The organism is Lysinibacillus sp. NPDC097279 (assembly GCF_044761745.1).
Classification (GTDB): Bacteria; Bacillota; Bacilli; order Bacillales_A; family Planococcaceae; genus Lysinibacillus.
The window spans coordinates 530,826-551,660 of record NZ_JBIWDA010000001.1 but is presented as its reverse complement, the minus strand read 5'-3'; the positions used below and the strand labels follow the sequence as shown (position 1 = coordinate 551,660).

Annotated in this window: 15 protein-coding genes; 6 read left to right on the top strand and 9 right to left on the bottom strand. The window is 37.9% G+C overall.

Annotation, left to right across the window (positions count from 1 at the left end):
* Positions 1–67: 67 nt before the first annotated feature.
* The 5 genes from ACIQ1H_RS02575 to kdpA form a co-directional block, all read right to left on the bottom strand.
* Entirely contained in the window at positions 68–961 is an 894-nt protein-coding gene (locus ACIQ1H_RS02575) for a deoxyribonuclease IV (protein WP_402886305.1), read from the bottom strand.
* Between the two features lie 12 nt (positions 962–973).
* Positions 974–2,275 (bottom strand): DEAD/DEAH box helicase, encoded by a 1,302-nt coding sequence (locus ACIQ1H_RS02570; protein ID WP_340823678.1) that lies wholly within the window; start codon positions 2,273–2,275, stop codon positions 974–976.
* Between the two features lie 493 nt (positions 2,276–2,768).
* A complete protein-coding gene (gene kdpC / locus ACIQ1H_RS02565) occupies positions 2,769–3,404 on the bottom strand; it encodes a K(+)-transporting ATPase subunit C (RefSeq protein ID WP_402886303.1) in 636 nt (211 codons plus the stop codon).
* Positions 3,405–3,416: 12 nt separating this feature from the next.
* Entirely contained in the window at positions 3,417–5,480 is a 2,064-nt protein-coding gene (gene kdpB, locus ACIQ1H_RS02560) for a potassium-transporting ATPase subunit KdpB (RefSeq protein ID WP_402886301.1), read from the bottom strand.
* Between the two features lie 15 nt (positions 5,481–5,495).
* Positions 5,496–7,190: a potassium-transporting ATPase subunit KdpA gene (gene kdpA / locus ACIQ1H_RS02555; RefSeq protein ID WP_402886299.1), complete on the bottom strand. Its 1,695-nt coding sequence runs from the start codon at positions 7,188–7,190 to the stop codon at positions 5,496–5,498.
* A gap of 365 nt (positions 7,191–7,555) precedes the next feature.
* Between kdpA and ACIQ1H_RS02550 the strand changes: the two genes are divergently transcribed.
* From ACIQ1H_RS02550 to ACIQ1H_RS02535, 4 genes are all read left to right on the top strand, one after another.
* Positions 7,556–10,267, top strand: a complete 2,712-nt coding sequence (locus ACIQ1H_RS02550; RefSeq protein ID WP_402886297.1) for an ATP-binding protein — start codon at positions 7,556–7,558, stop codon at positions 10,265–10,267.
* A complete protein-coding gene (locus tag ACIQ1H_RS02545; RefSeq protein WP_402886295.1) occupies positions 10,260–10,964 on the top strand; it encodes a response regulator in 705 nt (234 codons plus the stop codon). The genes ACIQ1H_RS02550 and ACIQ1H_RS02545 overlap by 8 nt, the downstream gene beginning before the upstream one ends.
* A 449-nt stretch (positions 10,965–11,413) precedes the next feature.
* On the top strand, positions 11,414–11,977 hold the full coding sequence (gene vrrA, locus ACIQ1H_RS02540) for a VrrA/YqfQ family protein (RefSeq protein WP_402886293.1): 564 nt from the start codon (positions 11,414–11,416) through the stop codon (positions 11,975–11,977).
* Positions 11,978–12,046: 69 nt separating this feature from the next.
* Positions 12,047–13,015 (top strand): 4-hydroxy-3-methylbut-2-enyl diphosphate reductase, encoded by a 969-nt coding sequence (locus ACIQ1H_RS02535; protein ID WP_402886291.1) that lies wholly within the window; start codon positions 12,047–12,049, stop codon positions 13,013–13,015.
* A 235-nt stretch (positions 13,016–13,250) separates the two neighbouring features.
* Here the strand turns inward: ACIQ1H_RS02535 and ACIQ1H_RS02530 are convergent, their stop codons facing one another.
* Together ACIQ1H_RS02530 and ACIQ1H_RS02525 are read right to left on the bottom strand one after the other, a co-directional pair.
* Positions 13,251–13,952: a response regulator gene (locus tag ACIQ1H_RS02530; protein WP_402886289.1), complete on the bottom strand. Its 702-nt coding sequence runs from the start codon at positions 13,950–13,952 to the stop codon at positions 13,251–13,253.
* A 126-nt stretch (positions 13,953–14,078) separates the two neighbouring features.
* Positions 14,079–15,686, bottom strand: a complete 1,608-nt coding sequence (locus ACIQ1H_RS02525; protein WP_402886287.1) for an ATP-binding protein — start codon at positions 15,684–15,686, stop codon at positions 14,079–14,081.
* Between the two features lie 86 nt (positions 15,687–15,772).
* Between ACIQ1H_RS02525 and ACIQ1H_RS02520 the strand changes: the two genes are divergently transcribed.
* Positions 15,773–16,819, top strand: coding sequence for a TRAP transporter substrate-binding protein (locus ACIQ1H_RS02520; protein WP_402886285.1), 1,047 nt, complete (start codon positions 15,773–15,775; stop codon positions 16,817–16,819).
* A 258-nt stretch (positions 16,820–17,077) separates the two neighbouring features.
* Positions 17,078–18,340, top strand: a complete 1,263-nt coding sequence (locus ACIQ1H_RS02515; protein ID WP_402886284.1) for a dicarboxylate/amino acid:cation symporter — start codon at positions 17,078–17,080, stop codon at positions 18,338–18,340.
* A 72-nt stretch (positions 18,341–18,412) separates the two neighbouring features.
* On the opposite strand, the gene ACIQ1H_RS02510 is transcribed toward ACIQ1H_RS02515, so the two are convergent.
* Both ACIQ1H_RS02510 and garR read right to left on the bottom strand, forming a co-directional pair.
* Positions 18,413–19,867, bottom strand: coding sequence for a four-carbon acid sugar kinase family protein (locus ACIQ1H_RS02510; protein WP_402886282.1), 1,455 nt, complete (start codon positions 19,865–19,867; stop codon positions 18,413–18,415).
* The gene (gene garR, locus ACIQ1H_RS02505) at positions 19,868–20,767 is read right to left on the bottom strand and encodes a 2-hydroxy-3-oxopropionate reductase (protein ID WP_402886281.1); all 900 of its coding nucleotides are present in this window, start codon (positions 20,765–20,767) and stop codon (positions 19,868–19,870) included.
* Positions 20,768–20,835: the final 68 nt, after the last annotated feature.

Genomic DNA, 20,835 nt, shown 5'->3' with positions numbered 1-20,835 from the left:
CCATTTAACTACGATATTAAAAAACCGTAGACAAACACACATTTTTTTGCGTTTGTCTACGGTTTAATTAACCTCGTAGGGCGTCAATAAGCTCAGGTTTATATTCGCCACTACGTAACATTTCAATTTCATATTTATATGGTGCTGTTTTTGATTTAGCATCACTATTTAATGCAACAAATGGTGTTTCTAATATTTTGGGCACGTCCATCAATTGAGGATGGTGAACTACGTATTTTAACGCATCAAATCCGATATGCCCAAAGCCAATATTTTCATGACGGTCTTTGCCTGCGCCACGAACATTTTTAGAATCATTTATATGAAGGACCTTAATACGATCCACACCAATAATCTTATCGAACTCGTTTAACACACCATCAAAATCTTCTACAATATTGTAGCCAGCATCATGCGTATGGCATGTATCAAAGCATACAGAAAGGCGCTCATTATTTGTAACACCATCAATAATTTTTGCCAGCTCATCGAAAGAACGGCCACACTCTGTTCCCTTACCTGCCATTGTTTCTAATGCAATTTGCACAGGATAATCTTGTGAAAGCACTTCATTTAAACCTTCAATAATTTTGGCAATACCTGCATCTGCTCCTGCGCCTACATGTGCACCAGGATGTAAAACAATTTGCGTTGCTTCCAATGCAGCAGTGCGTTCAATTTCTGATTGTAGAAAATCTACACCAAGACGGAAGGTTTCAGGTTTTTCTGTGTTTGCAATATTTATAATGTATGGAGCGTGCACGACAATATTGGACATGCCATACTCTTTCATGTGTAATAGACCATTCATAATATTAAGATCTGCAATTGGTTTTCGACGCGTGTTTTGTGGAGCACCCGTGTATATCATAAAGGTGTTCGCACCATAAGAAAGAGCTTCTTTACTAGAGCCGAGTAGCATTTCTTTACCGCTCATTGAAACATGTGAGCCAAGTAACATATATATGCCTCCTTATTTTTTGCCGCGTGCTTTTATGCGACGTTCGCGTTTTTTAATCTTTTCCATTTCCCATTTCATATTACGTTTGTAGCCTGGTTTTACTTTTTTCGGTTTGCGCACTAGAGATTTTGCTTTTACATCAATTTCATTTTCGTGCTTCACTCGGTTTTTACGTGCATGACGTTCTTTTAGTTCAGACCATTCACCATCTTTGACATCCTTTTGTTCAAATGGAATACCCATTTTCTCAATGCGTGCTAATGCGTCCTCGTCTGAAGGCTCAAATAATGTAATCGCCGTTCCTTTATTACCTGCACGTGCTGTTCGTCCAACACGGTGAATAAAGAATTCTAGATCTTCTGGAATTTCATAGTTAATGACATGTGAAATCCCTTGAATATCGATACCACGCGCAGCAAGATCTGTTGCCACGATATATTGAAACTCTAAATCGCGAACTTGCTTCATCATTTTTTTTCGATCACGAGGGGTTAAATCACCATGAATTTGACCACAGCGAATTCCTTGCTCGTTTAAATAGCCAGCAACATGCTCTGCATTTTTACGTGTATTCGTAAAAATGACCGCTAAAAACGGGTTAATGCCTTCAATGACATCTAGTAAACGTTTGTTGCGTGATTTCGAACGAACAGGCACAAGCACAAAGTCAATACCTTCTGCTACTGGACGTTTATCGTTCATATGAATGTGTACAGGTGCTTCCATGTATTTTTTTAGGAAAGGCTGTAGACGTTCTGGAATTGTTGCAGAGAATACGAACATTTCAAGTTTTTCTGGCATTTGAGAAGCAAAGCCATCAATCTCTTCGATAAAGCCCATATCGAACGCTAGGTCCGCTTCGTCTACCACTAAAATTGGTGCCGTATGCACAAATAACGCTTGAGCTGAAACAAGATCACGAATACGTCCTGGTGTACCAACAACGATTTGTGGTTGCGTTTTTAACTTATCAATGGAGCGTTGTTTGTCCGTACCCCCAATAAATAATTTCGCTTGAATCTCTGTTCCTTCTATTAATTGATTTAACGCATCAAAAATTTGTTGAGCAAGCTCTCGTGTTGGCGAAGTAATAACAGCTTGTACTTCTTGCTTGTCAACTTGAATACGTTGCACAATCGGAATAAGGAAACTATGTGTTTTCCCTGTACCTGTATGTGCTTGACCAATCGCACTTTTACCTTTAAGTATTAGCGGAATAATTTCCTTTTGTATTGGTGTTGGTTCTGTGAAGCCAAGTTTTGCAATTGCGTCCTGCAAAAATGGCTGAAAATTATAATCAGTATATTTTGACATAATTCGTTCCTCCTTACATCTTTCCCATTGTACCATGATTCGGCCTTTTAGGTATGTTTCCTTACTATTAACATAAGCATTTACAAAATTCTATTATTTTTTTCATCGATGCAACGCTAACCTTTAACAAACTTACTTTAATTGCGACTATTATGCAATGAAAAATGTAAAGTGTGAATAATGCAAAAAAGATATAATGGACTTTTGCAGTTGAACAACCTCACTATATAAGAACAGGTATACCCCAAATGTTATAGATTACGGGTTTTCTAGTGAGGTAGTTGAAGGTGGCAAAGATGATGAATGACAAAACGTTACTTGGATTGTACTTGATGAAAGAGGACTTGAATCTATCAAAGAGGAAAATCTTATTAAAATGATTGTTAATTCACAAAAATTGTGCACTCGCTTTTTATTTAAGCAGATAGAGAACGAACTATTTACGTTTCTCTATCTGCCTTTTTCAATTTAATCTAAAAATAATCGCCTATTTTTATTGCTTCATCCTTTTAAAAATATCCAAATTCGCCATTAAAAAGTTTACTTTCTCTTCTCCAAATATTCCGAGCGTGCGTCCTTCTGTATGAACCTCTACAATTTCTTCAATTTCCTTTACTGACAGCCCACTTGCAAGTGCAATTCGGTTTATTTGAATTTGTGCTGCTTGCACACTAATATGTGGATCTAAGCCTGATCCTGAGGCTGTCATTAAATCAGCAGGAATCTCTCGTCGTTTTACTGTTGGATTGGCCTCTAAAAATGTTTGAATGTCTTCATCGATTCGTTTTATTAATTCTGGATTGGAAGGTGCATAGTTAAAGGTCCCTGAGCTAACTCCTCCATAGACAGTTGCTCCATGTTCATCTGGTACAATATCTTCTTTTGCATACACATTATAATTAATAGAAGAAACACGTCCCCCAAAAAATGCTGGTGATGTAAAGGCTTGCCCTAATAATTCTGAACCAACAGCTTTACCATCAACTTCAACAATGCTTCCATTTGCCTGCTCGTTAAATAGTCCTTGTGCAATACCTGTCACAGTAAAAGGATAAATTAAACCACATATTACAAACATTGTTAATGATACAAATAACGCTTGCTTTGCATTATTCCAAAATCGATTCATGTCATGTCCCTCCTATAGCCCAAGCATGGATAACAGTGGCCCTATTAGTAAATCAATCCCCTTTATTCCAATAAAGGGAGCAAAGATGCCACCAAGTCCATAAATGAACAAGTTTTTCTGTAATAATTTTGCAGCGCTCATCGGCTTATACTTTACGCCCTTTATTGCTATAGGAATTAATAACGGAATAATAACCGCGTTAAAAAGTAAAGCAGAAATGATGGCACTTGTCGGTGAATCGAGTTGCATAATGTTAAGTGAGCTCATTTCTGGTACTGCCACCATCAGCATGGCAGGGATAATCGCAAAATATTTCGCAACATCATTCGCAATACTAAATGTAGTAAGTGCGCCACGCGTCATCAATAATTGCTTCCCAATCTCTACAACTTCTATTATTTTAGTTGGATTTGAGTCTAAATCTATCATGTTCGCAGCCTCTTTCGCTGCATTCGTACCTGAATTCATAGCAAGACCAACATTTGCCTGCGCCAATGCAGGTGCATCATTCGTTCCGTCCCCTGTCATCGCTACAACTTTCCCAAGTGCCTGCTCGTCTTTTATGACCTTTATTTTATCCTCAGGCTTACTTTCAGCAATAAAGCTATCCACGCCTGATTCTTTGGCTATAGCTGCTGCTGTTAGTGGATTATCACCTGTACACATAATTGTTTTAATGCCCATTGCCCGCAACTGTTCAAATCGTTCTTTTAAACCCGATTTGACAACATCTTTAAGATGGATTACGCCTAAAATATTATGATTCATCGACACAACAAGTGGCGTCCCTCCGACAGAAGATACTTGATGGACTAACTGCTCCAAACTTTGAGGGATTGAATGCCCTGCAACAATGCTTTCTTGTTTAATCGTATCATAAGCCCCTTTTCGAATTTGAGTGCCATCCTGCAAATTTAATCCGCTCATCCGTGTTTGTGCAGAAAACGGTATATGCTCACTTGATTTAATAATATGTTGTGCATCTGTCGTATTCACACCTAAATCATATGCTAACGATAAGATAGATTTTCCTTCAGGTGTGTCATCAGTTAAGGAACTAAGCCATGCAGTTTGCATCAATGTTAGATGCGCTACTCCCTTTACAGGTAAAAACTCAGATGCCATGCGATTGCCATAAGTGATTGTTCCTGTTTTATCTAATATGAGGGTGTCTACGTCACCGCACGCTTCCACAGCTCTCCCCGACATCGCAATAACATTAAACTGTGTCACACGGTCCATCCCAGCAATACCAATGGCGGAAAGCAAGCCACCAATTGTAGTGGGAATTAAACAAACGGTCAGTGCAATTAATGTTGCCATGGAAATATGCACGTTTAAATAAGTAGTCATTGGATATAATGTCACGACAACCAATAAGAAAATTATCGTTAAACTTACTAACAATGTATTTAACGCGATTTCATTAGGAGTTTTTTTTCGACTTGCCCCTTCTATTAGCGTAATCATTTTATCTAAAAATGACTCTCCTGGCAGTGATGTAATTTCAATAATAAGCCAATCACTAGTGACAGTCGTACCTCCTGTAACAGATGAAAAGTCACCACTTCGTTCTTTCACAACAGGTGCCGACTCCCCTGTTATGGCCGATTCATCGACAGTCGCAATCCCTTCAATTACCTCGCCATCGTTCGGAATGACCTCCCCCGCTTGAACTAAAACTTTATCTCCCTTTTTCAGCTCATGTGCTTGTTTCATTATTTCCGAACCATCCGCTAAAAGAACTCGTGCCTGTGTTACTGTTTTTGTATTTTTTAATGTTTGTACCTGAGCCTTCCCTCTCCCTTCTGCTATAGACTCTGCAAAGTTAGCAAATAAAATCGTCACAAAGAGAATAATAGCGACAATAGCATTATAGAGTCGCTCATGCTCCCCTTCCCCGCTCCAAAGTAAATGGGGGAAAAACGATAACAATAACACTAAAATAAATCCAATCTCTACAACGAACATTACAGGATTTTTGATCATATATAGTGGATTAAATTTTTTCAACGTACCGATCATGGAATGCTTGATTATTTCGCTCGAAATAAAACTTTTCCTTCCAGTTTCCATTTATGTCCCTCCTCATTAGGAATGTATTTGTAAATGCTCTGTAATTGGCCCAAGTGCCAATGCTGGTAAAAATGTCAATGCGCCAATCATCAGTACAATTCCTACAAGCAAAAATGTAAACATCGGTGTATCTGTTTTCAATGTTCCAATTGAATCGCTATGCAACATTTTTTTAGCAAGTAACGAAGCAATTGCCAATTGAATTATGATGGTTAAATAGCGTCCGAAAAACATCGCTAGCCCTGTCGATACATTCCAAAATGTCGAGTTATCGGCTAATCCTTCAAAGCCAGAGCCATTGTTGGCAGATGCAGAAGCAAATTCATATAGCACCTGTGATAAACCATGTGCACCTGGATTTGTTATGCCTGCCACGCCTGCTGTCGTAGCAACAGCAAAACCCGAAAATAACAGAATGATAGCAGGATGAATTAAAATACACAGCGCTATAAGCTTCATTTCCTTTTCCTCAATTTTCTTTCCTAAAAATTGTGGGGTGCGGCCTATCATTAAGCACGCAATAAAAATCGTCAGTAGCACATACATCATCATGTTCATGAGCCCAACGCCTTTACCACCAAATACAACGTTTAGCATCATGTTAAACATCGGCACAAGTCCACCAAGCGGTGTTAAAGTATCATGCATATTATTGACAGAGCCAGTTGTAAAAGCCGTTGTGACAGCAGTGAAAAGAGCTGATTGGGCTATACCAAAGCGCATTTCTTTTCCTTCCATACTGCCAAGTGCCTGTGTAATACCTAGCTCACTAATAAGTGGATTTCCAGCACGTTCAGCTATATACACTGTTACTAGCCCAATTAGAAACAGCATACTCATGGCACCAAAGATTGCTAGCCCTTGCTTACCAACTATCGTTTTCTTTTTTCTATAAGCAACCATTAAGCCAAATGCTATAACACAAGCCCCAGGTAGCAACATCATAGATAGCATTTCTACAATGTTGGATATAACGGAAGGGTTTTCAAAAGGAGTCGTCGAATTGGCTCCATTAAACCCGCCTCCATTTGTACCAACATGTTTAATTGATTCAAGCGATGCAACAGGTCCAAGTGCGATATCTTGCATCTTTCCTTCAATTGTTTGGACGGTTTTATTGGCGCTTAATGTTTGAGGTGAACCTTGCCATACTAAAATAATGGCAACCACAATTGAAATGGGCATTAATACACGTGTAATCACCCGTACAAAATCTACATAGAAATTGCCCAAAGTATCACTTTTGGCCACTAGACGTCGGCAAAACGCCATACATGCTGCATAGCCTGTCGCTGCCGATGTGAACATCATAAAAATAATGACAAGCATTTGTGACAAATAACTTAAACCTGATTCACCACTATAATGCTGCAGATTTGTATTGGTCATAAATGAAATGATCGTATTAAAGGAAAGCGTTGCCTCCATATTTTCAATTTCATTAGGGTTTAACAACAAAAAAGATTGTATGCGCAATAGCATATAGCCAATGAACACCATAAAAGCATTCGACATAATTAACGACAGCACATATTGTCTTCCGGTCATATCCACTTGCTTTACGCCACATAATTTATAAATGACACCATCTACTTTATCCATCACTGGATCGAGCCATGTTTTTTTATGCATTGTGACATGAAAAAGATAATGGCCCATTAGGATAACAAGCGGTAAATAAATAATACAAACAATGGCTATTTGCCACATACGCTATTCCTCCTGCATCCTATTAATAATTTTCTGGATATAAGAGGGCGTACCCTAAATATCCAAAAAGTAAGATAAGTATAATTCCAATAACAATGCCCATAGCGATTCCCCCTACTCTTCGACTAATTTGTAGCACCAAATTATTAACGCATATAGACTGGCAAAACTAATGATTAATAAGCCAATCATATAAAAGTCCATCAATTCACATCACCATTCCCTCCATTTGATGTTTTCATCATACTGACTTTGAAATTAATGTAGTGTTAGGAAATTGAATTTTGTATTAAGAAACGATAAAGGGGTTAAATCTTTACACTTTCTTAATGTCAGATAACGCTATAATACAAATGAGGTGAAGGATGATGGAAAATGAGCGCCCCACTCCAGAAGAATTTTTAGCAAGAATTCATCAGGAGCAAGCAACTGTAGGGAGACTAAAAATTTTTATCGGATATGCTGCTGGCGTAGGTAAAACGTATGCCATGCTAGATGCAGCACATCTAGCAAAAAAGCTTGGCAAAGATGTCGTAATTGGCTATATAGAGCCACATCCACGTCCAGAGACATTAGCCTTACTTGACGGACTTGAGCAAATACCGACTAGAAATTTGCATTATAAAGGGAAAAACTTTCAAGAATTAGATATAGATGCAGTATTGCAACGCAAACCAGAAATCGTACTAATCGATGAGTTGGCTCATACAAATGTTCCACTTATGCGTCATACAAAAAGGTTTGGGGATGTAGAAGAATTACTTGCGAAAGGTATCCATGTATATACAACTGTAAATATTCAACATATTGAAAGTCTGCATGATGTGGTTGAAGAAATTACGGGGGTACAAGTGCGAGAACGCATTCCAGATTATTTAATTGATCAAGCAGCACTTATCAAGATTGTGGATATTGAACCAGATGAGTTAATACAACGCTTAAAAGAAGGCAAAATCTATCATAAACAACAAGCTGAAAAAGCATTAGCTTCCTTTTTTCGCAAACAAAATTTAGTCGCACTTCGGGAAATTGCCTTACGCAGGACTGCAGATACGGTTAATTACAAACAGATAAATGATAGCGAATCGATTAGACAAACGAAACAAATTGAAGAACATATTTTAGTAGGTATTAGCAGCTCCCCGACTAATGCAAAAGTTATTCGCACTGCCGTAAGACTTGCTCAAGCATTACATGGCAAATTTACTGCGCTTTATGTGCAAAAGGTGCAAGAAAGTAGTTTTAGTGAAGCAAATGATGAACGATTGCAACAACATATGAAATTGACCGAGCAACTTGGCGGCCATGTTGTAATCGTTCAAGAGAATGATGTCGCAGCTGCACTAGCCAATTATGCACATTTAAGTGGGGTCACAAAGCTAGTAATTGGCAGAACTGCTTTGAAAAAGAAATGGTGGCTGCCACATGCGAAAATCAGTGACAGACTCAATGAATTTGCACCGAATTTAACTATGCATATAGTTCCAGATCAAGAAAATGAACGATTGTATGTGCCTACTGGCGTTCGAAATCGACTAACGATTGAATGGTTAGATTTATTAAAAATGGCAGTAGTGTTTCTCTTAGGCTCTATTTTAGCTTTATTTTTCTTTACAATAGGAGTTAGTGAATCCAATATTATTACGATTTATATTCTCACTGTGCTAATCCTTGCGATATGGTCGTCAGGCTGGCTAATGAACATTATTAGCTCTGCAGTAGCTGTACTTCTATTTAACTTTTTATTTACTGAGCCACGATTTTCCCTTGAAGCATATCATCGGGATTATCCTATTACTTTTCTCATTATGTTTTTCTCTGGCATAATCACAAGTAGCTTAACAAAAAAGATAAAAGAGCAGGCAATCGTTGCTGTTCGTAAATCATATCGAATGGAAGTTTTACTAGAAACAAATCGCAAACTACAACACGCCAAATCTATTGAAGAAATCATTACAGAAGGCATGACACAGATTGTTAAATTAGTAGAAAGACCTGTACAATTTTTTGAAATAGAGCAGAAAATAATTACTAACTCTATTTTTTTCCCAACAACAAGTCTATCTAATATGGAGAATACTAACGTAGCATCACTCTTTAAAGATACTAATGAATTAGGTGTAATACATTGGGTCATTAATAATAAACATTTTGCTGGTATATCAACAGATATTTTTCCTGAAGTGAACGGCTATTATTTACCTGTTATTTCAAGTGGAAACGTTAAGGGTATTGTAGGAATTGCTCTTTCTAAGCAAGCACCTCTCCCCGCATTTGAGCGCGATATTTTACATGCTATTTTGAATGATTTTTCATTCGCTCTCGATAAATGGTATTTGCAAAGTTTAAATGAGCAAGTTGCAAAGGAAGCGGAGCTTGAACAAATGAGAGCTAACCTTTTACGTGCTATCTCTCATGATTTACGAACACCGCTTACAACTATCTCTGGTAATGCAGATATCCTGTTAACAAATAAAGCGCATATTCCTGAAATCGAAAAAACACGATTATACGAAGATATATACAAGAACTCAAAATGGCTTGTTCAAATGGTTGAAAACCTACTGGCAGTTTCGATGTTAGAAGATGGGCAATTTGCATTAGAGATGCAGTTAGAGCTTGTGGAGGATATTATTCAAGAGGCACTACTGCATGTTACTCCACGTGACAACACACATAACATTTCTTATCATGTAGAGCCTGAATTACTTATGGCATTGATGGATGCACGCCTAATGATTCAAGTAATTATAAATATAATTGATAATGCATTAACCTATACACCTGCAGGTAGTGCCATCTCTTTCATTGCAAAAGATCGTGACGAGTTTGTTGACATCAGTATCGCTGACAACGGACCAGGTATTGACGATTCGTTAAAAGAAAAACTGTTCGAGCCGTTTATAACAGGTAAAGTTCAGCGTAGTGACAGTCGAAGGGGCTTAGGCTTAGGATTAGCATTATGTCAAACAATTTTAAAATTACATGATAGTGAATTAGAAGTTGCAAATAACTATCCGACTGGAACCATCTTTCGTTTTACTTTAAAAAAAGGAGTTGTCCGTATAAATGAATAAGCGGATTTTAGTCGTAGAAGATGATGTAGCAATCGGCAATTTAATTAGAATGACCTTAACTACTCAGCACTACGAATTCGATATAGCACAAGATGGTTCTAGTGCATTACAAAAAGCTATTTCGTTGAAGCCCCATGTCATTATCCTTGATTTAGGCTTACCTGATATGGACGGGATAGACTTTATTAAAAAAGTACGTGGTTGGACCCAAACGCCCATAATTGTTGTAAGTGCCCGCGGTGAAGAACTCGATAAAATAAGCGCATTAGATGCTGGTGCGGATGACTATGTCACAAAACCTTTTAGCGTGGAGGAGCTACTTGCGCGTATACGTGTAGCATTACGAAGAATAAGTAGCGAACATCAGCTAGAAGCTGAGTCAGCAGTGTTTGGTAATGGACAATTAGAAATACATTACGTGGCAAACACCGTGTTTGTTAACGGGATGGAAGTGCACTTGACACCTATTGAGTATAAACTTTTAGTTGTTCTATCCAAGCATGTTGGCAAAGTACTTACACATAATTTTTTATTGAAGGAGATATGGCAAAATGCTCTCCAGTCAGATGTTCCAAGCCTTCGAGTATTTATGGCAACTCTTCGAAAGAAAATAGAAGAGAACCCCTCACAACCAAAGTATATTCAGACTCACGTTCGGGTTGGATATAGAATGCTGCGAGTGAATGATGATGAATAACGTTAGATCAAATTGCACTATCAAATACGCTATTCAACTATAACAACTACTTTTCTATACGGTTCTCTACGGTAAAAATCCGTACGCATGGCTCCAACTCTATGGAGCTATGCCTTGTATTTATTAATTACTGCTTTCACAAATAACTACCTCACTTAGCAATTTTGTTGGGACATGTACTTAATTGCAAAAAGCTATCCGATTTTCCCTTAAATAAGCAAAAATATTATTCGCCTGCTATTGTAAATGTTTTATTGTTTTTTTTAGAATTTTCTTTTCCTCATAATCCATTCTATCGTGCCTTACATAACTTAAAATGAAAGAGCACATAAGAGCCCTTTCAATTGTTCAGTCATTAGCATTTGTCGAACGCTAACATCAGCGTCTGCATATCATATCTATAATCAGGTATGTCATCAATGAAAAGCATACAATGAAAGGAGATCATTATGGTATTTAGACCACCTTATCAATACCCTATGTATCCGGGTGGCATGCAAATGCCTGCGCAGATGCCAGCGCAAATGCCTGCGCAAATGCGGATGCCTACACCTCCTCAGATGCCACCGCAGTCCTTTTATCCGCCTGGAGGTTTTCCTCAACCACGAATTCCAGGTGGCTTTCCAATGTCCGGTGGTGGAATGAGGGGGGCATTCGGAGGGCAAATGCCGACGCCACCCGTACAGGAACCTTCCAAAATCGGCTCATTTTTACAGCAAGCAAATAGTTTATTTAATTCTGCCAAAACGTATACCCCTTATATACAACAAGCAATGCCAATGGTGAAAAACATCCCTTCACTTTTAAAATTGTATAAAGGCTTCCAAGGACTGCCTGCAGCTGGAGCAGCAGCGGGAGCAGCAGGCGTGGCAGCTGCGGCTACTGATGCAGCGGCAGCAAGTAAGGCAGCAGGTTCCACTAAAGGTAGACGTTCAGCACAAAAAAGTGCTGCGCCTACCCCACAAGAACCGATTCCATCTAAGCCCCGTATTTTCCAGCCACCTATGGAGTGAGGCTTTCTTTGTATTCGCCGTGCCTGTCCGTTATAATGTAGGTAGGTAAGCTTGAAAGGAGTCACAACCATGCAAGTATTAAAAATTAATCCACGTGGCTATTGCTACGGTGTTGTTGATGCGATGGTCATTGCACGTAACGCCGCACTCGATAAAACATTACCAAGACCTATCTACATTTTAGGGATGATTGTGCACAATAAACATGTTACAGATGCCTTTGAAGAAGATGGTATCATTACATTAGACGGTGAAAATCGCTTAGAAATTATTGAACAGGTAGAAACAGGCACTGTTATTTTCACTGCGCATGGTGTTTCACCTGAAATTCGTGAAATTGCGAAACGCAAAGGCCTAGTATCCATTGATGCTACATGTCCTGACGTAACAGTAACACACGATTTAATTCGTGAAAAATCAGCTGAAGGCTACGATATTATTTATATTGGTAAGAAGGGCCATCCAGAGCCAGAGGGTGCAATCGGTGTTGCTCCAGACCATGTTCATTTAGTACAATCTTCAACGGATATTGATGCTTTAAACTTAACAAATGATAAATTGCTAGTAACAAACCAAACGACTATGAGTCAATGGGATGTTGCTCATTTAATGGATAGTTTAAAAGAAAAATTCCCACATATTGAAGTTCATAAAGAAATTTGTTTAGCAACACAAGTTCGTCAAGAGGCCGTTGCGAAGCAAGCAGGAGAAGCAGATTTATTAATTGTTGTTGGCGATCCTAAATCGAATAACTCGAACCGTCTAACACAAGTATCTGTAGAAATTGCAGGTACACCTTCTTATCGTATTGCAGACGTTTCTGAACTTAAAGTTGATTGGTTAAAAGGAATTAATACAGTTGCTGTCACTGCAGGTGCTTCCACACCAACACCTATTGTGAAAGAGGTTATTAATTTCCTTGAGCAATTTGATGAAAATGATGAAACGACGCATAGTATCCAACGTACCGTTACACTTGATAAAATTTTACCAAAAATTAAAACGCCTAAGCCTGTCGATAAAATTATGCCTTACTAATTTGTATCCACCTTTTGGAGATATGAATGAAAGTTTGCGACAGTAAAGAAAAAGTGTTAGATTGACTCCCATCAATCTAACACTTTTTTGCTGTGAACGTAGTTGTTCGCTACAGCGATTACTTTTTGTATGCACTTCTAAGCCGACAACCCTGTAAGCTTTTATCGCAGTTATCGCCTACTTCACAAACACCTTACCCTATAAAATTTCAAAATAATGTCTCTGTCTATTCCTATTACTTACTAAAATAATAATTAATCGGACGACCAATGCCACCGTAATGAACATCCATCGTTATTTCCTTTTGCTTTTCTAGATAATCTAAGTATCGTCTTGCTGTTACGCGTGCAATTCCAACACCGCTTGCCACATCTTCTGCTGATGCACCATCTACCGATTGCAAATAATGGACCACTTTCTCCAGTGTCGCTCGATTAAAACCTTTTGGCAAGCTTTTTTCGGTTTTCTCCTCACTTGCTACTTCAGCCTTCCCTTCTCCACTATGATAATGGAATAACTGATCGAGCTCTCCTTGCGTTAGCTCCCTTTGGGTTAGCATTTGTTGCTTAAATCGCATGTAGTTTTCTAGCGTACCTTGCACTCGTTCAAATGAAAATGGCTTCATTATATAATCAAAGACACCAAGATGCAAAACTTGTTTTACCGTTTCCATATCATTGGCTGCTGTTACAGTAATCACATCGACAGGAATTTTGAGTTCACGAATTTTTCGCAAGCTTGTTATACCATCTTGCTCTGGCATAAATATATCCATAAACACTAAATCTGGTCGTAGCGTATTGATTTTGTCTATTCCCTCTACCCCATTCGACGCTTGCCCTATTACCTTAAATCCAGCAACTTTTTCAATGAATTGACGGTTTACCTCCCGCACCATGGGATCATCCTCTATTAATAACACGTTAATCTGCGTCACTATCAAGCCCTCCATACAATCGATTACTACTTTCTTCTATTAAACGAATTCAATACACTTCTCTCACATGAAGTGCATAATGTATGCTTTCATACAATGTCCTTTATAAAGTAAAACTTCCGAACACTAAGAATGATAAAATGTTATTAAAAAGCTTGTCCCTTTACTTGGTTCGCTGATTACTTCGATTTCACCCTGTCCTTTTTGCACGATTTCTTTTATTAAATACAATCCGATACCTCGGCCCTTTTTTTCTTTAGTCGAATAGCCATTTTTAAAAATTTGTGCCTTTACTTCTTCCGTCATGCCCACTCCGTTATCTGTTACTAAAATTGCAAGTACATCATCATCTTCATCTACTGAAATATGCACAATCTTCTCTTCAACGGGACTATCCTTTAATGCATCAAATGCATTTTCAATTAAATTCCCAAATAGAATGACAAAATCATGATGATCTAAATTTTTAGGAAATGTTGTGAGACGACTCGCTCGGTCTATTTCTAATGTAATGCCATGCTCTTTCGCATGAGCAATTTTACTAAGCAATAACCCCGAAATATTTTCATTTTTAATGCGCTCATTTAAAAAATTCGTGATTTCATCATGCTCTTCCTTTACTTGTGTTAAATAGGAAAGTGCTTGTTCATGATGTCCAAGCTGTAAAAGGCCAGCGATCGTATGCAATTTATTTTTATGTTCATGTGTTTGTACACGTAATGCCTGAACAAATGCCTTGACTCCCGTTAATTCCTCGGCTAGTTTCTTCACCTCTGTCCGATCCTTAAACATCGCTACAGCACCAACGGTTTTCCCATTAACCTGTATCGGAATACGATTACTCATAATGCTATGATCATTTATATAGAGTTCACGATTATAGAGAGGACGATCTAGCGCTAATATTTCGGGTAACCGCGTATCTGGCAACACCTCGAAAATTTTCTTCCCAATTAGTGATGATGGTCGCTCAGCCACACCTAATATATCACATGCCTTTTCATTAAAAATGGTAATCGTCAATTCCGTATCAATGGCGATAATCCCTTCATGCATCGCGTTAAATGTTTCAGTGCGTTCTACGTACATTTTAGCGATTTCGTGGGGCTCTAATCCAAACATTTGTTTTTTCATATGCCGACCTAACGTGTGAGCACCCCAAGCACTAAATAATAAGGATAAAGCTACTGTAATTATTAGCTCTTTTTGGATTGATAATAAAAGTTCACTCACAGTTAATACACTATAGCCAACGATTACAACACCAATTTGACGTCCATCATCTGTCATAATTGGCACGAAAGCTCGAACCATATCTCCATACTCACCATGTGCAATCGATGTATAAAAATGTTCAGAAAATGCAGCGTTTAAATCACCAGACTGTGAGATTGTACCAATTTCATCCGCATTTGGATGGGAATATTTTCGTCGTTGCATATCGAGAACAACTATATACTGCGCCCCATTAATATCTCGTATTTCTTCAACAACAGGATTAATATGTTCAGTCGCTTCTGTAAAATCCCTATTAGTAATAGCAGTTTTCATTTCTGGTAGCTGTGAGACCGTTTTTGCAACAAGTAATGCCTGTTCCGCCAGCTTTTCTTTCTGTTCATTCATAACAAACCCAAGCAAAAAAGTTCCACCAATACTAAAAGACAACAAAAGTATAAAAAAAGTAAGAGACATGATTTTGCCCTTCATCGATAACTTTTGAAATTTCAAGACCATTGCCTCCCTCTTACTATATTTTAGCTTATGCCTTATGTTAGAATAACAAAAACATGTGAAAATACGAATCAATTGGGTGTAAAAATATGAAAAAATTTATTATTGGAACTATTGCAACCGTTTTGATCTTAACTATTGTATTTAGTATACAGCAAGGATTATTATTTTCGAAAACGCTCCCCTATGATGATGAACAAAAGGGCCTCGATACCCAAATTAGGATACATTTGAGTCATGTTGTAGCTGAAAATACGCCAAAAGGACAAGCTGCAACGAAATTTGCTGAACTAGTTGAGAAAAAAACAAATGGCAAGGTAAAAGTGCATGTCTATCCAAATGCCTCGTTATTTAACGATGAAAATGAATTCAAGGCTTTACAAGATGGGAAAGTAGAGATGATTATTCCTACTTTTTCTAAAATGACTTCCTATGTACCCGATTGGCAAGTGCTTGATCTCCCTTATCTTTTTCATACAGATGATGAAGTTCGTCAAGTACTAACAGGACCAATTGGTGAGCAATTATTAGATGAGCTAAAGCCTTTTCAAGTAAGGGGTCTCGGCTTTTGGCACAATGGCTTTAAACAATTAACAGCTGAGCATCCCATTCATACGTTTGAAGACTTACAAGGGTTACGTATACGCACAATGCCTAGTAAAACACTTGAAAAGCAATTTAGCTTAGTCGGTGCAACGCCTGTGCCAATTTCCTTTAGTGAAGTTTTTACTGACTTAGAAACACACGCTATCGATGCCCAAGAAAATACTGCCTCGAATATTTATTCTAAGGGCTTTTATAAAGTTCAAAAAAATATGACTTTAACTAATCATGGGATTTTAGGCTATTCAGTTTTAATGAACGAAAAATTTTGGGAACAGTTACCGACAAAAGTCCAAAATCAGCTTATGGATGCGATGAAGGAAACAACCGAATGGCAATTTAAGCAGGCTGTGTTAATAAATGACACTGATTTACGAAAGCTACAGCAAGAAAATGATTTTGAAATATATATGATGAGTGAAGAGGAACGTCAACGTTTTCAAGAAAAATTAGCACCTGCTTATGACTTCTATCGAGCTAATGTTAAACAGCAAAAAGTTTTGACTGAAATTCAAAAGATAGTATCTCCTTAAAGCTTTTGGTCATTAAAAATCTATCCCCACTTTATGTGGGGTTTTTTCTTTTGTATTATAATAGTTTAGCAAAATTGTTATCTACTATAAAACAGCTTCAAACCGTTGATATTACTAGCTTTTTACCTAATTAAATGAAAAATGAACAAAATGAACAATAGAAACTTTACGGCCATAAAACCTATTGTCGGAAAATTTCAGCTATGATAACCACATGAAAGCGTTCACAAAGTTCACATATTTTTAGGGGGAAGTTTTATGCGAATAAATTTTAAAAACTTAACGGTACAGGTGCTAATTGCCATTGTACTCGGTATTATTGTTGGTGCTGCATTCCCAGAGTTCGGTGCTAGCTTAAAAATATTAGCTGATATTTTTATTAAATTAATTAAAATGTTAATTGCACCTATTATTTTCTTAACTGTTGTTATCGGGATTGGTAGCATGGGTGATGTAAAAAAGGTCGGTAAAATTGGTGGTAAGGCCTTAATTTATTTTGAAATTGTCTCGACATTCGCATTGGCAATCGGCTTACTTATTGTTAATATCATTCAACCTGGTAAAGGATTTAATACAGATGCCGCAAATGCTGCGGATGTTTCACAATATACAGAACAAGCTGCAGCTGCTGAACATGGTTTTGGGGCATTTATAATGCAAATTATCCCTGATAATGTTGTCGGTGCCCTTGCAAATGGCGAGTTATTACCAGTTTTATTTTCTGCTGTATTATTTGGTTTAGCAGCAGCAGCTATTGGTGAACCCGCTAAACCAGTTATCAAGTTTTTTGAGCAAGTAGCAGATATATTCTTTAAAATTGTTAATATGGTCATGAAAATTTCTCCAATTGGAGCATTTGGTGCTATGAGCTATACTATCGGGAACTTCGGTATAAAATCTCTTGGGAACTTAGGGTTCTTAATGCTATCTGTCTATATTACAATGTTCATATTCATTGTTGTCATTATTGGCTTAATTTCACATTACTTTGGCTTTAGTATATTTAAATTCATTAAATATATTAAAGATGAAATTTTCATTGTTATTGGTACATCTTCTTCTGAATCTGCGCTCCCTTCGATGATGCGCAAATTAGAAAATTACGGCTGTTCGAAACAAGTTGTCGGCCTTGTTATACCAACTGGTTATTCTTTTAACTTGGACGGTACTTCTATTTATCTATCAATGGCGGCTATTTTCATTGCACAAGCCTATGGGGTTGATTTAGATATTTGGCATCAGCTTACTTTACTTGCTATATTAATGTTAACTTCTAAAGGAGCTGCAGGGGTAACTGGCTCAGGCTTTATTACACTTGCTGCAACACTCGCTGCATTCCCTATGATTCCTGTAGAAGGGATTGCCCTGTTAATCGGTGTCGATCGTTTTATGTCTGAAGCACGCGCTGTAACAAACTTAATTGGTAACGGTGTAGCGACAGTCGTTGTATCTAAAATGGAAAATGAATTCGATCCAGAGCAAGAGAAACGTGCTTTATCAGGTAAAATGATTTCCAATTAATAACAATAAAACCTCCAGTCTAGCTTACCTAATTAGGAAGTAGATTGGAGGTGTTTTTACACAGTTACATCTCTATAATTCGTTCAACGTATGACCTGGTTTCCCCTCTAATACTTCAATAACTTCTTTTAACGTGTTAGTTGTCCCAACATTGCCAGGGAAGATAATGAAAGATGAACTAGGAAACTTGCTTTCTTCTCCTATTTTCCACACTGGAATGCCTGGTTTAACTTGACCAACTACTTCAGCTCGCTTTACTGATAATCCCACTGTTCCCACACTTGAAGAAGTGATTCCACCTTTTGCAACTATGTACTTCGGTCGTACTTTTAAGTCATGGACAATGCTTGTCACTGCTTGTGATATTTTAACAGACAATTGAAGCTCGTTTTCTCCTTGATCCTCACCTAAGTCCAATCTTTCCCGACGCGTATAATAAACTACGGACTTTCCAGAAGTAATCAGCTGTTCGCACGTTATACGGACACGGTTAACTTCCTGTTGAAATTTATCATTATCATGAACAAGATGAACATTAAACTCTACACCTGTTACGAGACCGCTATCAAGAAGAGCATACAATTGATCTGTTGTCTTTTGAACGTGTGAGCCCACTACTATTAGTCCTCCATTTGAGGACTCTTCGGCAATAAGCTCTGCTCTAGTTAAAAATGGTTTATCTGAAATACCTCCTAGTACTTTCGTTAAGGAGGCGGCACTTCGAAAAATAAACGTTTTTCCCGCTTTTATAGCTTGAAGCAAGGCAATTACAAACACTTCAACATCACTGTAAACAACTGCATTTACAACGACCTTCTTAAAGTTTTTAGCTTCCATCAACTGTGCTTTGATGGCTTCAATATTTTGTGAACGTAAATCCTCAATGCTAATATAAATTGTATCGTCTTTTCTATAAACACCATTTGTTTTTTCTTCAATCCATTCGCCTAGATGCGATGAGCTAAAGCTGAACGTACGGTCTTTAGCAAACTCCGTTTCACCAGCAGGAACAAGTTCTTCTCCATACTGAACAAAATGGATATTGTTGATTGTTAAACGACCACCTTCTTTAAAGAAAGGAATTAGGATTTCCCCGTCAAACCTCGTATTAGAAATTTCTTCAATCGTATTTTTCATTGTTTCAGTCTCGATCGGATAATGACCTCGCAATGTAGAATCTGCACGGCTAACTAGTAGATAAGGAATTCCCTCTTGTACAGAAATCTCATGTACACAGCGAGCTATATCCTGATGAACAACTATAGTTTCCTCAGCGGTAAAACTGCGAGAATTTGTTAGCAGGAAAAAAATTTGATTTTGCTCACGGAACCCTTGCTTAATGCTTGCTTTTGTCCAATCCGTATAAACGGAAACACCATGCACGGTTTGTACACCTGTGGGATCATCATCAAGAATAACGATTTTATGGTTAAACCCTTTTCGAGCATCCACTAGTTTTGCTTGGATTTGCTCGCGACTTGGTTCATGAAAGCCTACTAATAGTTCAGATGCTTTACTCGCTGTCATTTATCGCACCTCTCTTGAAACTTCAACATTTGCTAATTTCTCATAGTGCTGGACAATGCTTGCATGATCAAGGGTTTCTTTTCCATTAGCTTTTAAAGAATAGAAAATTTCTAAAAGCTGTGCTGTAAACGGAAGTGGAACAGCTAGCTCGTGAGCAGTATGCATTACATTGTTTAGATCTTTCAGATTAATGTCGACACGTCCACCCGCTTTAAAATTCCGATCCAGCATCATTGGAATTTTTGCATCCATTACAGTACTTCCTGCAAGACCACCGCGAATTGCCTGATACATTTTTTCCACATTAATACCTGCTTTTGTCGCAAACACAAGTGCTTCTGATATCGCAGCAATATTTAGGTTTACAATAATTTGATTTGCAAGCTTTGCAGTAGATCCGCTACCTGCGTCACCGACAAGTACAATGTCACTCCCCATATCATATAAAATGTCTTTAACACTTTCAAAAACATCTTCCTTTCCACCAACCATGATAGTTAGTGACCCATCAATTGCTTTTGGCTCGCCACCACTAACTGGTGCATCAAGAAAATGAACTCCTTGTTTTGCAGAAAGCTCGAACATTTCTTTTGATTCAACTGGTGTGACAGAGCTCATGTCAATAATGACCATTCCTTCACGAGCACCTTGCATAACTCCATGTTCTCCAAAAATAGCTTGCTGAACATGTCTCCCTTCCGGCAACATTGTAATTACAACATCACTTGTTAGTGCAACCTCTTTTCCAGAGGTAGCTGTTTTTGCCCCTTCTTTTGCTAGTGTATCAACCGCTATTGTATTTAGGTCGTACACAGTCACCTCGTTCCCTTTTTTCAAAAGGTTGCGAACCATAGGCGTGCCCATAATGCCAAGTCCAATAAATCCTATTTTTTTCTTCAATTTAACTTCAGCTCCAATCTAGTTGTTCATTCACTGATATAAAGTACCTCATGCCTCTTAATCAACTC

Coding starts and splice junctions, on each gene's coding strand:
- ACIQ1H_RS02575 (WP_402886305.1), bottom strand. CDS start 961: ATGTTACTTGGCTCACATGTTTCAATGAGCGGTAAAGAAATGCTACTC.
- ACIQ1H_RS02570 (WP_340823678.1), bottom strand. CDS start 2,275: ATGTCAAAATATACTGATTATAATTTTCAGCCATTTTTGCAGGACGCA.
- kdpC (WP_402886303.1), bottom strand. CDS start 3,404: ATGAATCGATTTTGGAATAATGCAAAGCAAGCGTTATTTGTATCATTA.
- kdpB (WP_402886301.1), bottom strand. CDS start 5,480: ATGGAAACTGGAAGGAAAAGTTTTATTTCGAGCGAAATAATCAAGCAT.
- kdpA (WP_402886299.1), bottom strand. CDS start 7,190: ATGTGGCAAATAGCCATTGTTTGTATTATTTATTTACCGCTTGTTATC.
- ACIQ1H_RS02550 (WP_402886297.1), top strand. CDS start 7,556: ATGATGGAAAATGAGCGCCCCACTCCAGAAGAATTTTTAGCAAGAATT.
- ACIQ1H_RS02545 (WP_402886295.1), top strand. CDS start 10,260: ATGAATAAGCGGATTTTAGTCGTAGAAGATGATGTAGCAATCGGCAAT.
- vrrA (WP_402886293.1), top strand. CDS start 11,414: ATGGTATTTAGACCACCTTATCAATACCCTATGTATCCGGGTGGCATG.
- ACIQ1H_RS02535 (WP_402886291.1), top strand. CDS start 12,047: ATGCAAGTATTAAAAATTAATCCACGTGGCTATTGCTACGGTGTTGTT.
- ACIQ1H_RS02525 (WP_402886287.1), bottom strand. CDS start 15,686: ATGGTCTTGAAATTTCAAAAGTTATCGATGAAGGGCAAAATCATGTCT.
- ACIQ1H_RS02520 (WP_402886285.1), top strand. CDS start 15,773: ATGAAAAAATTTATTATTGGAACTATTGCAACCGTTTTGATCTTAACT.
- ACIQ1H_RS02515 (WP_402886284.1), top strand. CDS start 17,078: ATGCGAATAAATTTTAAAAACTTAACGGTACAGGTGCTAATTGCCATT.
- ACIQ1H_RS02510 (WP_402886282.1), bottom strand. CDS start 19,867: ATGACAGCGAGTAAAGCATCTGAACTATTAGTAGGCTTTCATGAACCA.